Source organism: Pseudomonas sp. 58 R 12 (genome assembly GCF_900005865.1).
GTDB lineage: Bacteria > Pseudomonadota > Gammaproteobacteria > Pseudomonadales > Pseudomonadaceae > Aquipseudomonas > Aquipseudomonas tritici.
Genome location: NZ_CVTP01000003.1, coordinates 70,105 through 85,165 on the forward strand (window position 1 = coordinate 70,105; position 15,061 = coordinate 85,165).

Below are 15,061 nucleotides of genomic sequence, written 5' to 3' on the forward strand. Positions count from 1 at the left end.
GCAACATGAACCAGCTAAAACAGCAACAAGCCGCCTTGAATCAAGAACTGGAAATATTGGAACAAAGCCTTCCACAACTGGAAGCCGAATGGCGTAACGCGCCGCGCGGTTTCAGTGCTATTGGCAACCCAATTGGAAGCCCGGAAGCAAGCGAAGCTGCCGATAAAATATCCAGCGCCGAAGCTCGTATACGTGCAATACCACGCGAGTTGGCTGCAATTGATCGGAAGATTCAACACCTAGAACGTCTGGAAAAAAATGATCAAATCAAAGTCGACTCCATCCGAGCAATGTCCGATGCGACTGCTGAAATCGAAGCGCTGGAACGGAAAAAATCCCACCTGAACGAGCGGTTTCAGGCAATTCAATCAGAAGCCGATCAAGCCCTGGAAAAGGCGCAACAAGCCGAGCGCGATGCTGCAACGTCCTACGCCAAATGCCTCGCAAGCGGTGATGCAGAAGGGGAAAAAACAGCAAGCGGCGAAATGCAAAAGGCCGCTAAGCAGTTGGCAACAACGGACGAGCAGGTAAGGAGACAAGATCTGATCCTCAGTGCTCTACAAGTCGAGCTTGATGCTCTTGAGGCTCAAATCACGACTGCTCGCCAACATGGAGATGAGTCCAAAACAGCCGCATTGAGCGCGGTTGGATTTGCATTGGATGAGGAGTGGAACTCGGTGACCGAGCAACTGCTCGCTGTAGGTGCAAGGATACTTGCCGTCAGCTACCAAAAAGGCGGAATGGGAGATGGGATGTCTGGGCTGGAGGTGCCCCGCTTCGGCCCCTTACATTCGAAACTTGAACGCTCCGATTTGGCATCGGTTGCTCGAAACATCTCCCTAGAAGACCTACTCGCTGCGTAATCGCGAATCAGCCCGCCCTCGCGGGCTGTTTTCCTCACTAAGATCTCGCAACAGCTCAAAAAATCCCCGTGCAAATTCGCACTCACACGAGGCCAAGCCAAATCTGACGATCCTACGCACCCACGAGCGACTTACACATAGAGAGTGCGCACTCCCAAAAAAGGCCAAAATCGGCAAGGACCAATCAGTCAGTGCCGCAAAATCGAGATTGTTCAATGTCCCGTTTTGCTAGCATGATACCTACACCGCTTGGGACGATTGATCAATGCTGCATTGTGTTGTGACGTTAAGAAATCTTGTAGACTGGGAAAATAAGTGAGCGGTTGGGAGCTCTTTCAATCTATTAGGGACAGATTTCATGGATAGTGGCTCCACATTCAGCTGGCTTCATGTTAGTGATCTTCATGTTGGCATGAGCGGTTCGGCTCATCTTTGGCCTCAAATAAAAGCTGAGATTTTTAAAGACCTAGAGCGCCACTTCCGCATCCACGGGCCCATTGACCTGGTGATTTTCTCAGGCGACCTGACTCAGATGGCAAAAGAAGTCGAGTTTGAAAACGTCTTCAAAAACATAGCAGAGCTTTGGGAGTTATTTAATAATCTTGGAGCCAACCCAAAACTATTTATTGTACCTGGAAATCATGACCTGCAGCGACCTGCCGAAGATTCATCGGTTGTTACAGCCGTGGATAGTTGGCGGAAACGCCCGAAAGTAAGGGAGTCATTGTTATACAAAGATGAAAGTCACTCCCGCATAGAAATGAAGAAAGCATTTGAAAATTATGAGAATTTTATTCTCCACCTCATAGATAGTGAAATACCACTAATTCAGAATAATAAAGGTATATTTCCAGGAGACAGTTCCGGCGCCTTCGAGATCAATGGTCTTCGTATCGGCCTCGTCGGCCTCAACAGCGCTTGGTCACAGTTGGAGGGGGGTGACTTTTTTGGCCGCTTGGAGTTTTGTTCCGAACAGGTCAGTGAAGCCGTCGCTGGAGATATTGAAAAATGGACGTTCGCAAATCATATTAATCTTCTCATAACGCACCACCCAAAAGAATGGTTCAATTCAGAGGCACTAAAAGATTTTAACCATGAAATCAATCCTTTAGGCCGGTTTGACGCTCACCTGTTCGGGCACATGCACGAATTAAATGGGCGGCTTTATGGTTATGGTGGAAGTCAAGTTAAGCGGGAGTTTCAGGCAGCCTCTCTTTTTAGCTCAGAGGAAGTTAAGGGTGACGCAGAGCCCCGTAGACATGGTTTTTTGTTAGCAAAGATTGACGCAGAAAAGGAAGTTATAACTCTCTGGCCGCGCAAAGCATCCCGTATCTCAGGTGGTGGATGGCGCGTTAATGTTGATCCAGCCGAGCTTCCAGATGGCGGCGACTGTGCCGAAAGTGAAATTAAAATTCGGGAACTTCGTTATAGCTCAAAAAAAAAAGGAATGTAGCCAATACCGCACTTAAGGCATTACCAGCTTCCGCTTTTTCTTTGGGAGAGTTTCAAGTTGAGCATTTCCACAAGAAAAGGCACAAATTTCCCCTGTACCAGCCGCATATGGCTCTATCCTTTTCGAGGGTAGATCTTGAGCAGTTCAAAAGAATTGTATTTGCAGACAAACTCGTTTGGTTAGTGGCACCTTGGGACACTGACGGGGAGGCATTCCTTTCTTATTCCCAACATTTAAAAATCCTACCAAGGCTTACATATCATATCAACTGCCATGGCTATACCGAATCCTCTTCATTTGAAGAGGCCATGCAAAGCGATCTAAACATATATTCAACAGATTTAAGTCGATTACTTTTAGCTGAAGAAGACGTAACCGTAATATTTGACAACATTCAAGTCCATAAGTATTCAAGCGGATTGAGCATGTTCAGTGAGGTGAGGAATATATCCGAACTGCTAGTAAAAACATGCCCGAATTTGACTATTGTTCTTAAGACCACCCATGACATCGCAAATGCGGGATTGGACCCCGTAGCTCTGAAAGTCATGGACGAAGTAAACTGTAGTCGATATGTGTTAGGGCACCCTTGGGGCTACAGAGTAACTGAAGCTGACCTTGCTGGCGGGGAAATTTATCTGATAACGAGAGGCTCCTCCCGGGCCATTGACAAACTGTTAGAGCGGCTTGAGTACATGGAGCTTTCTGAGATAGCAGCTGAAAACTCAGACGCAGCCCTCCATAATATCGACGTAGAAGATATTCCAGAGGCTTTGAAACTCCAAATAGATCGACTCCAGTCTTCGACAGAAGACTTTAGTTATGACTTACTGAAATGTCTTTCGATATTTCCTTATGGTGAAGACATATCAAACCTAAAAAACTTTGACAAAGACAGAATGCTCTACCCCCGCATGGGCGGCCCTCTTGTGAAGCTTGGACTTGCAGAAGGTCTTCGTTTCTTCATATTCCGAAATGAAGCGACAGAGTTGCCAAAGGTAATTGTCGCGAAGACTTTAGTTCAAGACTATGTTAGGTCAAAACTAAACAAGGACGAGTATAAGGATTTAACTTCAAAAGCGTTAACTCTCTATTTTTCGGCAGACTGGAAGCTTGGCAAGCCAAAACTGAGCGGAAAATTTAGTTTGGAGAGTTTAAATCACTCTACCTTTGCTATTCGCAATGCAAACACCCTACTGAGAAGGGTATTTAATGACGCAATCGAAACCAATAACTCTCGCGAAATACAAGACAGCTTAAATCTTTTAAGTCACTATACCAGAAAGCTAATTTCAGCTCATCAATATCGATATGTAGTATCGCTATGCCATGTGATTTACCCGAGCCTACAAAAGCTTCGCGACGACCACTTCGTCAAGGAAATACTTTTTTCATATGGAAAAAGCTTGCGCATGGTTCGGGAATTTGTCAGATCGATTGATGTGATGACCGACCTATTAGCAGCCAGAGCTCTAACCATTGAATTTGAATCTAAGATCTATATAGATCTAGCTCTTAGCTACGATGAAAAAGGAGATTCTGCTGATGCAATAAATGCGGCAAACCAAGCTCTTCTCTATAGAGAAGAAGGAGCTTTATTCTTCCAAGCTCACACTATTTTAACTTGCTTAAATGGGAAAGGTAACAAACGAAGAAAACTGATAGAGCTGAGAAACAAGTGTAAAAATAGACGATATTTCATTGCAGCCAATAATATTTCAATGCGCATAGAGCGTCTATTTGGCCTTGAGGAAGAAGCGCATAATGCTTACAAAAAAATCGCTGATACTGCAAAAAAATGCGGCGATATATATAATTTTATAAGAGCGACAATTTTTTATTCAAAAAAATCCGTAACAAACAAAATCCATCTATCTGACAAGGAAATGAAAGATCTATTCTTCGCTTACCATGTCGTATACAGCCAGCGACTAACAACCCTATTTTATGAAGGCCATTATGCTCTATGGTTCGAATATGAGCGCCTTCGCGAAATCACTATGCTTGTCTCATTATTTAAGCAGTGCTCACTTATTTTTCGTGTCAATGCTGACGAGTCTAACGAAAGATATTATCTCTCTAGACTTTTAGGTGGCAACATCGCCCCTCCAGAAATTATTTTTTCATTAGTATCTCTTGAAGACAGAAAGTTTCTAATGGAAAGACTGCAAACTCTAAAGATCGCCAGCTCCGAAAAAATCAACAGCCTTGAGCCAGCAACTCTAGAACAAGACAACAATTAACGCAAACTAGAGAAAGAATTAGTGCAAATTCAAATATCCACTCCAGAATTAGAAAAGGCTAGTAGTTTTTCTGTTTATTTACCTAGCTTTATGATCGGGCGGAGCGGCCGGCGAATACCCGCTTTCGTCCAGAAGCTGGCGCTCAGAGCTGGACGTTAAATCGGCCCCGCTCTTTCTCGGTGCGCGTAAGAGGCGGCCGGCTAGACAGGCCATCGTGCAAGCAAAGGAGCCTTTGCCCCCCTTTCTGAGACTAGATCTGGTCATTTTTGGGGGGGGTGGATATTTCCTCAGCGCTTTTCAGCACATTTAACCCAAATGTTTCTCCTATCCAGTTCCTTCCTCGAATAAAAGAGTGGCAACTTCTTCACTGTAGTCCAGTTCACACTACAACCATGCCCCCTCCTGCGTCATCGACGAGGGTCTAGTGGTGGCTTTGATATTTTCAGCTGTCCTGGTCAGCGTGGCCAGATAGCCCTGGGACTTCATCGCGTTGACCAACCTCCAGTTTCCTTCAGTACTTCTTACCTGAATTCTCTTAACCTTATGGCTAACGGTTTTGAAGTCTGCGTCGTCCAGCAATGCGAGCGCAGCCGAAACATCTGGCCATTTCATTCCGGGAAGACATTGTGTCAGCATTTCAGACCGTTGGTCAGACGTTAGACTTGAGCTGCGCACCAGATTTCGCAAGGCTGGCAGCAGGGGTTCACTGAACCTTTCTCCTGACTGGTTAGCAAGTCCAGAAACGCGGGCGAGCTCAGGCACCGCTTCAGGTTTGCTTTCAACAATTTCCAGAGTGAGCCCTGACCACATTTGAATTTTCTGAGTCAATGTCAGCGCTTTGCTTTTGCTTAGCGTAATCATCGACTCAAGCTGGAGCCTGCCAATATCAATCTCTGACTTTGCAAAATCCCATCGTTCAGCCAAGTATTGGCCCTCAAGATGTGGGCACGCAGCCAGTACGATATCTCGAATCTCCGAACTGTACGGCAGGTACGCCGATGTCACCAGCATTGGCCAGCGTCCTGCGGGAAGCGCTGCTTTCACCATCGACAGGTCTTGGAGTACGACGCCATCCAGCACTTCTTTGAGCACATCGTTACTAATATCGGAAGAGGCTAGAAGATACTGCTGCAGTTTCCAGTCTTCGCTGGTTGAATGCCATAGCTTGTGCTTGAGATCAGATGCGTTCCTAGCAATAAAACCAGTGAATACCTTTGAGGGCTCCAATCCGCTTTCATCGCCCGCAGTTTCGCTGTCTGCCTTAATAATTTCCTCAAAAAAGACCCACACAGCCTCAGCTTTGGCTTCCAGGCGATTATTTTCCAGTGCCTTCGTCCACAGATACCGAGGGACCTCGATGATAGTTTGAAGGTCACACTCTGTGTGCTCGAAGAGCCTGTTTGCCAAATCGTGATGCCCGTCCAATTCAGCCAACAAACTCGCCAATGACTCGCTTGACTCATCCAAGGCAGCGGATTGATCCAGAAGCGTGCTGACAAACTCATCGGCATGCGATAGCAGCAACTCATCTAGCCCGTCGATGCTAAGCGCCTGTAGTCTGCGCAAGGTAATGATGCCTGCATCCGCAGGTTCAAACGTTACGTCCTTGAGAGACTGCCGACCTTCGGACTTTGTGCATACTAGCGAGAGCATTGGCAGGCTGATCTTTATGCAGCCCCATTCGATTAGCCTTTCGAGCTCGGCGAGGCTCATCACACTGCCAAGTGAGGTAAACCGGATGGGGTAGGCTCTGAGCCAAGCCCATGCTCCTACATTGCTTTCCAGGCCAGGCATCAATCGTGATGCGTCCTCTAGGCATTCGATTTTAGGCACCAGATCCGTCACAGCATCGTTAGCCAAGGACTTCAAGTCGCCCTCCGATAGGTGGTCGACGATTGCTTTAACAAGCGCCTGACGAGCCTCGCGGCCTTCAAATGCCCCCCCTGCTTCCACAGCGTCAAAAAGCCGCAGGAACAGTTTTGGTTCAAGACGATAAACAGCCTGAATAAAACAAGCCGCCTCTGAACGCGAAAGAAGTTCGCGCACTGCGATGGCCATTCTATCCGTGTGTTCGTTAAGGCCGCTCCGTAGTACGTGCCGCATCTGAGCGTCTACCGAAGCAGATGCGAGCGAGCTTGTTTGCCTGCTCAAACAGGCAACCAAATCAACTATGATCCCCCTGCCCTCGTCCAGCTCGTCGCTCTTGAGCTTTTCCAATACATTGTCCGGGCTGTCGACATGCGTGGACACGTCGGCGAGTACGCCACGTCTCAGCGAAAGGATCAGATCCTTATCTCCAGGTGTTAGCGAGCCCTGGTAGAAGTAGCCTAGGTAGTCCGTGTAGTCGGCATCAAAAAAACCATGCTGCATCAGATAACTTACAACGTCCAAGCCCGGGAGATTATTCCTCACAACCTCTCCATAACCCCTCTTAGCTGCGGACTTAAATGACATTCTGATGACCTGATCAGATTGTTCCTGCACCGCTGCAATGTCATCCGCAATTGTGCTCAGCGGCCGTCCTAGCAGCGTATGGCGCCGCTCATAGTCGGTTGCATTGAGCAGCTCTGCCATGGAGACATTCGAAGGGGACTGCCTAAAGACCTGCCCATACTGCTGTAAAGCTACCGTACCCAGCGGCTGACTTTGATTCATCAGCAAGTCGAATACCTCGTCGGTTACGAACTCTTGCGGTGTGTAGTACGAGGATCCCACTCTGGTGTGGGTCGCCACCTCAGTGCGGGTCAGGCGAAGAAGCGTGAACCAGACGTAGGCCCTCAGCTCAGTGACATTCTTGGCTAACTCAGTCGCTCGCTCATCTCGCTCGCGGCGCAGATCACCAAGTTTGTTGGCATACGCGCTGTTCTGTTCAGTCCTCCAGGCATCGAGGCCCTTGATAACACCAAAGATAGCCCCTCGGCGTTTGACTAGGTCGGCATACTCGCCAGGGTGAAGATTGCGAATAGCGACAATCGCGAATAGTTTGTCCGGTTCTAAACGCAATCCGCTGGCAAGGATATTCGAGAACATATCGAACTCGTTGACGATGTTTTTCACCAACCGGAGGTCATCGATGTAATAGCAGATCGTCTCCACCAGTCGACGGTCGAGATGCTCGCCCAAGGGTTTGGATTTGAAGGTTCGAAGGTTCAGAAGCTCCATCATTTTTTCTTGGGAATTTTCCGAGTTGATGACCGGGATCACTGGGACGATAAGGTCAAAAAACTTAGTCTTTTCACCTACGACAAACATTTCATCGCGTAGCGCATAAACGAAATAGACGGGTCGGTTGACCTGGGGGGATTGCTTGATGATGAAATTGATTTCTCGCAATCGGGTGAAAACGTCGTGAATTCCGAAACGGTCAAGATCCTCGATGATTACGACATCAATGCTACTGCGCTCAAAGCAGTAAATAATCTCATCAATATTTTTGTGTAAGACGGAGCCATGGTGAGTGGTTTCTAATTTGCCGCCTTTGAGCGTCAGCCCATCGATACTAAATAACGACGCCAGCCTCAGACCTGCGTGCAGGAAGTGAATGCCCCCTAACACGGCAATTCCGATAGCGAGCGAACTCGGGATTGACAGCAGCCATTCCAAGAACCAGTTCGGCTCAATCTTCGGCAGTTTTTCTGCTGCAGGAACGTAGAGTCTCAGGGCTGCCAAAATGAGGAGGCCATAGCAGAATGTCTTACACCAGATCTTCACGCTTGAGGCCTGGTCGATTCTTTTAAGGCGTGTCTTAGGCAAAGTCTTCGCAGGTACGGCATATAACAGCTGCTGAACGATTGTCTCCTCTATCCGGTCAACGAGATCGGACTCAGCTTTCTTTTCATCGGATTTAGACTCTTGCCCTGCCTTGCCAGATGATTCTTGGGAACCCGGCGATCCGGAGGACGCAGCGGTGTCCTTGACAAGTTCATACGCCCCAGAGATTTCAATGTCTTTCCCGAACGTGGCCAACGAAACAAACGCATAGACAAATTCTGGATGACGATGGACAAAGGTACGAAGCACACTACTCTTGCCAGCCCCATACTCACCAGTGATCGCGATGTTTCTGACCTGCTCGTTCGTCAGACCATTTAGCAGCTCACGCTCATACCGCTGGACCTTCTCAGGGTCTATCAGCACAGGGGTTAGCGGTTCGAATAGGTTTTCATGAGTTGGTACAGTCAAAAAGGCATGCGCGGCCTCGTAAGCGCGAACGGCCGCACATGAGTACCGTTTCAGAGCGCTTAGCCTGCGTCGAGCCTCGTTGCTCCACCGGTTCTTTGCATTTAATGCCTGGTGATAAATTGCGCGCAGTCGAATGAACATCCGTGTCTCCAAGCTGGCTGGCGGCTCCCAGGCACTCCTCAGTGACCGCTCATGGGTCTCAGCAGGAAAATAAAATCTGGTAAGCCTGATGGACCGCGATGATAGCGCACGGCCATCCTGGCCTGCGAACGCTTTGTTCCTAGGTCAACTCGAAATGCCGCACAAAATTCTTTGCATAAAGCACACCGAGGTGCTGGGCGGTAGAACCACCAAGCTCAAGGTTGCGCATATTCCAGCCAGTGCGTCGACAGCTCAGCCTAGAACATTCGTTTAAGTTTGCCCGGACTTGAATCGGCGCTGGGTCCGCTGACAGGCTTAATCGGCTACTTTTGGCCGATACGGGCTCTTTGCGAATGGCAGCGAATGGTCGAAAAATACTTTACAGCGGTACGCCAATTCTGGGATCCCATAGTCCAAGTATCACCGCGAGATGTTACACCCTCACTGCTTGTTACACCTGTGAGAGATAAAAGCTCACGTAAGTGTAACGCTACAAAAACCTATACTATTCAGATAGATAACATGACCTGTAACACCTGTAACACAAATTTTTGTCCCTAGCCCCGTGAGCAGATAAGCCTTCAGCGATAGGGATCATGGTCATGCCCCTTTCACCTGAAATATTCCAGGGAACCCTGGGAGAGCTGACTAGATTCGGGTAGGAAACCCGCGTGTTCTTGTTAGCGGAAAGGTGCCCAGCTTAGTGAACAAGTGAACTGCTGTTCACCAGTGCATTTGCCCTATGAATCGAAAAGCCGCTGGGGACCCTGGCCATTTCAGATAGGCACGGGGCATAGAACCCGCGCGTTCGTGTTAGCGACTGGATTTTTTAAGTTGGTTGACAGGTTGACGTGGTTGACACCCATCACCATGGTTGACGCCCTGCGGGTGTTCACTATCAGCAACAGATATAGCCACCTTTACCGAAGCTGTAACGATGGTCCTTTTTCTTCAAGATCCTTTCAATTTCAACGATTGAAATTTCAGTAACTTCCGGTGCCTCCCACTAACTCAATACCGCGGGTTTCATGCCCCGTGTGAAGCGAAACCTCTCAGGGTCCCCAGCATGATTTCCTCTCATCGAAAGGCGGAGCCGGCGAAATTCGCTTGGTAGGCAGGAGCGCCAAGCGCCTGCCCACAACCCAGGATGCTGACTCTAGCGTTACACGCATGGGCAGCGTTACATCGGATGTACGCTTTGTTGCTCAACTGTGTAACGGGCGTGAAAGCCAATGAAACCGGGTGTTTGGTGACGAGCGTTACACTCGTAACACCGGTTACACCAGTTTTGGAGGGGGGCTGGATATGTGCTCTCATGCTGCCTTTCCAAGTTGGCCCTACACCACATTGTTGCCCTCCCGTGAATCAAGATGCCCAGCGTGATTTCCGATCACCAGGTGGTGAGGACAGCTGATATGCAAAGCCACTGGCTGGAGGTAGATTGACTACCTGACAACACGGTGGGAGAACATCATGGAAGACACCCCTTTGCTTGCGTCATTACTCAAGCGCATAAATGAAAACCAACTGGCGCTGGGGGCAGCTATCGAGGAGCTGTCAAACTGGGTTGAGCAAAGAGGATCCACAGAAGTGGCACAGAACATCCGAGGGGCACTAGAAACCCTGGATGGGAATGCAGGATTCATCACCCTTGCTCTCGCCTCACTGTCGGCAGAAGGTCGGACAAAGAAGTGACTACCTGGCCGAATGGCTAGACATCACCTACCAACTGGTGGTGCTTTACCTAGCGGGAATACCACTACATCTGTAGGCAGAAGAAGGCAGCGTGTATGCCTACATGTATGCCTAACTGATAGTCTCCGAACAAAACCCTTTAAATACAGCGCACTAAAATATCAGTTCAAATGACTGTGTACCACCAAGTACTAAAAACGGCTTACCGAAAGGTAGGCCGTTTTTTTATGCCTCGCGAAAACTGCTGGGGCCGCCAGCCGCAGCACCTCGGCGCCGCGCTCACACGTCGAAGTGATTCAGATGATCGGCCGGTTTTGCGTCCTCACCCGCTGATCTGCCAGGTCAATAGTCAGATCATGCCTGGGCAGACTGCCCAGCGTATCGTTCAGGTTCATGCGCAACGGTTTATCGGGATCCATTCCGTATTCAAGATCAGCATTGACGCGTTTCTGCGTGAGACTCAGCCCAGCGCTGCTGGAAAAACTGAGATTCATAGTGGGTATCGACATGCCATGGGATTGCGTCGTGGTGTAGCTCAGGCTCATGTTTTTGACACGCAGGTTGGTACGGTCACTCAGGGCACGCCGGATCAGCGGTTCGGTACTTTCACCGGCGAGGTGGCTACGCTCTATTGCGCGCAATACCTGCGGCTTGAGCTCCATGCCGAGCTTCACTGAAGTGCCCTCACCCTGGCGCCACTGATCAAGTACCTGGGCAAACTGGGGGTCATCCTTCAACCACTGTTCAATGGCCGCCTTGTTGGCCGGCGCCACATCATCCAGCCACGCATGGCGCCCGTCATCCCGTAACCCCACACGCGTGACGGAAGACTCGACCGACGCCAGTTGGCGCAGCCCGTTCTTCACCAGGTCCTGCTGGGTGATCAACTTATCCAGTGACTGGCTGATGGCGTGATAAGCGTCCGGCTTCGTTGCCATGGGCGGATGAGTCGTGAGAAACCGTTGCACCGTGGCCAACTGTTGATCGATGGTGCTCCCCGACAGCCCGATCGCTGCCAGCTCCCGCCTGAAAGTCGGCGAGTAAAGCGACACGCTGCGGGTGAGTTCATCCATCTGAGACTGCGTAACCGGTTGCGGATGCTTGAACGAAAAACTGAAAGCCTGCGATTCGCCGCGATCAAACTTCACCATGACCGACAGTTCCGGCAACAAGGCCGCCGCCGCGCTGGGCCCGTCACTGTCGGCCCGGCCTAACGCCAACGCGTTGAGCGGCGCGATGTTGGCGCCAACCCCGCCCTGCCTGAATAATTGAGCACTGGTTGTCGTACCTTGGCTGGTACCTGTTGCGGTGTACGTGGTCGACTGGCTCTTATCTGCATGCGCGAGATTGAGGTTGCCCACCACACCGACGCCAGCGCGTATCACTGAGTCCAACTCGGCGATGTTTTCCCGCGGGCTGTACATCAAGCGCAATTGGGTGAGTACGTCCAGATTGACGTCACCACTGATCTTGGAGCTCTTGGCTGTCGCGCGCTCCTCACCCAACGCCAGCAAGTCATAGACGGTACCGTTCTCGCCGGTAAGGATCGACATCATCTTGCCAAAGTCTGCTTCTTTCACGTCAAAGCCGATGCTCGACCCTGTGTTTTTCGCCACCGCTGCTGTCAGTTCCGCAGCGACCCTCAAGGCCGGCCCCACCGCCTCCGGTCCTCGCCCCAGCGTCAAGCCAGAGGCCACCGAACCGGCCAGCCGCCGCATATCGTCCGTACTGATCTCAACCCGCGCGCCTTTGTCGGTGCGGCTGATACTCACACCGTGGGTATGCGACTTGGAGGCGCCCAAGAAGAACTCCAGGGGGGCTATGGGTTTTACCTCCGTCACCATCAACCCCACGCTTTTACCTTGGGTCCGGCTCGGCGCGAGGGTCTGGCCACTGCCCAGTTGCTGTACCTGCTGCGTCATTGCCTCCTTGATGGAAGCACCGGTGGGCAATCCCAGCAGGCTCGAAAGATGCCAGTGCAGCGCAGAACCAGGTGTTCCAAGGTCCTTGGCCAACAGTTTGAAGTTGCCATACAACGACTCCGCCTGCTCATAGCTGGCAATACCTTGGCTGGCCAATGTGTGGACAGGGCTGGTTTTATACGCCTGCATCGTCTCGCGCAGAGCGGTTCCTATGCGCTCCAGGCCGCTTGGGCTAACGCCTGACGTATCGTCGAGCGCACGTGCCAGATCCGCCAGTTGCTTGAGCGTGCTTGCATGATGAATCAGGTCGCCCTCAATGAGTGCCGAGGGGTGGTCACGGTTGCGCTGGCGCTCGGGCGTCCAAGCAGGAAGCGCCAAGCCTTGGCCTTCAAGGTTGGCCAATAGCGCAGCGGTCGATTTTTGCGCCGAGGGGGAGACTCTTTTAAACACGTCATACAGTTGATGCAGCGTCGAACCGGGGTCGATCGCCGCCCTGCTCAACGTGGGCCGAGCGTCAAATGCCATGCCATGCACGTCTGCCAGGCGGCGCGCGCTTGACTGGCTACTGTGTTCGACGTCGGTCAGCGCTTGGCGGATCTGCTCGGCCAACGCCTGACGCGGCCCCGGCTTGCTCAGGGCGGCGAGCCGCACGCCCAGGTCAGCAGGAACCGGCCGACTCTGCGCCAGAGGCTTGAGCTGTTCATGCAGGCGTTTATCGTCAGCATAGATCCCTTCCAGCCCCTTGCGGCCTTTGAAATGGTGCTGAATATCCTTACCCATCTGGCTAAGGCCTTCCAGCGGGTGGAAGTGCGCCTTGATCCCTTTGATAAAATTGCGCTTGAGCGGCACCCCCTCACGGGTTTGCCCCATCACATTGCTGCTGACGGTCAGCGCGCCCCCATTGAACTGTGCACGCATCGAAGTATCCACCAACGTATCAGCCAGTGACGGTGCCTGACTCGTCGATTGCACCGGGCCCCACTTCATCGTACTGGCGGTGGCATTCTCCAGCCGATGGAACTGCTTGTCCCACCCGCCAACCAGGTGCTTATCGGCGCCCATCCGCAGGGATTCCAAGGGCTGGCGATCCGGTAGTTCAACCTTGCTCCAGCTTTGCGCCTGCTCGGTTTTGCCCTGCCAGGCCTGGCGATCCAACCTGAACAAATCGCCTTCCTGGGTATGTGCATACAGATTTCCCACGTGATCCAGGGCGAGTGTCTTTATGTCAATCGTGGGGCTCAGTTCCAACGCCCTGGCGACGCCGTCCTGATGGACCTGCAGCTGGTTATCCTGATTGACGGTCACAAAATTTCGGCCGTCCGCTACAGCGAATCCGGTCACGGGCTTTTGACTATCCCCGGCGAGCACCTCGCCAAGGGACACGTGCGGGCGCGGCGCGGGAAGTGCGACCAGATCGTGACTGGCGCCCTCAATCAACGGGTCGCGCACTTGACTGATGGCTACCGCCTTCAATTGCCCCTCTTGCAGCACATAGGCGCGACCATCCAGCCCACACGCCAGATGTTCGATACCAGGCTGCCCAGCGTTTTCCCAACGTTGTGCCGTCGCATCCCAGGTCAACAGGTTGCCTGCATCGAGTGCAATCTTGCCCCGTTGTCCGAGATCCACCGCCGACGCCAGCGCCTGCAGGCTGGGCAGGGGCAGCCCTTTCTCGATGTGTTTGACCAGCACATCGCTGAGGTTCCATTGCGGGCTTAGTGCATGTCCGTCACTCAAGGGCACGCTGTGCAATTGAAGGCGTGCGTCGCGCACCTGGGCATTGAGTTGCCCGGCGTCATCATGAAAGAAGCCTTCCACATTGACGGCGCCCTTCAGCGCCCGCTCCAGCGCGTCGACCGTTTGCCTGACCATGGGCAGCTTGTCATCTCGTGCCATGCGCAGGTCGGCACGGACTAACTCACCGTCGGTGGTCGCACCAAACAAGGCGTTTCCCGACACCCCGATACGCATGAGTTGCACCGGCAAACCTGACTCATCGACCGGGCGCACAGTCTGTGCGCCAACCCCTTGGAGATGCACAACAGAAATATCCCGGTCCTGACTTAGCAGCACCGTAGTGCGCCCTTGGGCGCTGCTGTCTGCAAACGCTTCGGGCGTCTTCAGCAACTCACCTTCTTTGCTCAGGCCAATGCGGCTGAATGCGCGAGCATCCGCGTCTGGCTTCCAGGAAAGCGTGAGGGGCTCGAACCGAAACAGTCGTGCGCCATCCAGGCGAAACTGCTGGCCCTCTGCAGTGGTTTGAATGGCGCTGACGCTACCCAAATGCGCGCGCCCCGGGCCGTCACCTGCGCCGTCGGCAGCATCGGGAAAGCTGCTTTTGAACACCGCTGCGACAGCGGGTGTGGACTGAATATGAAACAGGTACCGACGTTCATCCTTCATCCGCAACGTATGGGTACCCGCTGCAGAAGGACCATCGGCCACATAGTGTTTATTCGGCTGGTTGAGGTGTTGGGCGATTTCACGCCCCGCAAGCGTCGTATCAGCCTGCACCTTCCCGTTGATAAGTCGGGCATCGAACTGCATTGAGGTCGGTTGAAG

Annotated in this window: 6 protein-coding genes; 4 read left to right on the plus strand and 2 right to left on the minus strand. The window is 51.7% G+C overall.

All coding sequences use genetic code 11. The features are described 5' to 3' along the window. Positions 1-5 precede the first annotated feature (5 nt). From BFP95_RS01750 to BFP95_RS01760, 3 genes are all read left to right on the plus strand, one after another. The gene (locus BFP95_RS01750) at positions 6-863 is read left to right on the plus strand and encodes a hypothetical protein (protein WP_065909075.1); all 858 of its coding nucleotides are present in this window, start codon (positions 6-8) and stop codon (positions 861-863) included. A gap of 358 nt (positions 864-1,221) precedes the next feature. Then, a complete protein-coding gene (locus tag BFP95_RS01755; RefSeq protein WP_065909077.1) occupies positions 1,222-2,316 on the plus strand; it encodes a metallophosphoesterase family protein in 1,095 nt (364 codons plus the stop codon). A 107-nt stretch (positions 2,317-2,423) separates the two neighbouring features. Beyond that, positions 2,424-4,559, plus strand: coding sequence for a hypothetical protein (locus BFP95_RS01760; RefSeq protein WP_065909080.1), 2,136 nt, complete (start codon positions 2,424-2,426; stop codon positions 4,557-4,559). A 384-nt stretch (positions 4,560-4,943) separates the two neighbouring features. On the opposite strand, the gene BFP95_RS01765 is transcribed toward BFP95_RS01760, so the two are convergent. Next, positions 4,944-8,882, minus strand: coding sequence for a YobI family P-loop NTPase (locus BFP95_RS01765; protein WP_065909083.1), 3,939 nt, complete (start codon positions 8,880-8,882; stop codon positions 4,944-4,946). Between the two features lie 1,473 nt (positions 8,883-10,355). On the opposite strand from BFP95_RS01765, the gene BFP95_RS01770 reads away from it, so the two are divergent. After that, entirely contained in the window at positions 10,356-10,577 is a 222-nt protein-coding gene (locus tag BFP95_RS01770) for a hypothetical protein (protein ID WP_065909085.1), read from the plus strand. Positions 10,578-10,873: 296 nt separating this feature from the next. Here BFP95_RS01770 and BFP95_RS01775 read toward each other — a convergent pair whose 3' ends face one another. Further along, positions 10,874-15,046, minus strand: coding sequence for an AvrE-family type 3 secretion system effector (locus BFP95_RS01775; protein ID WP_256534082.1), 4,173 nt, complete (start codon positions 15,044-15,046; stop codon positions 10,874-10,876). Positions 15,047-15,061: the final 15 nt, after the last annotated feature.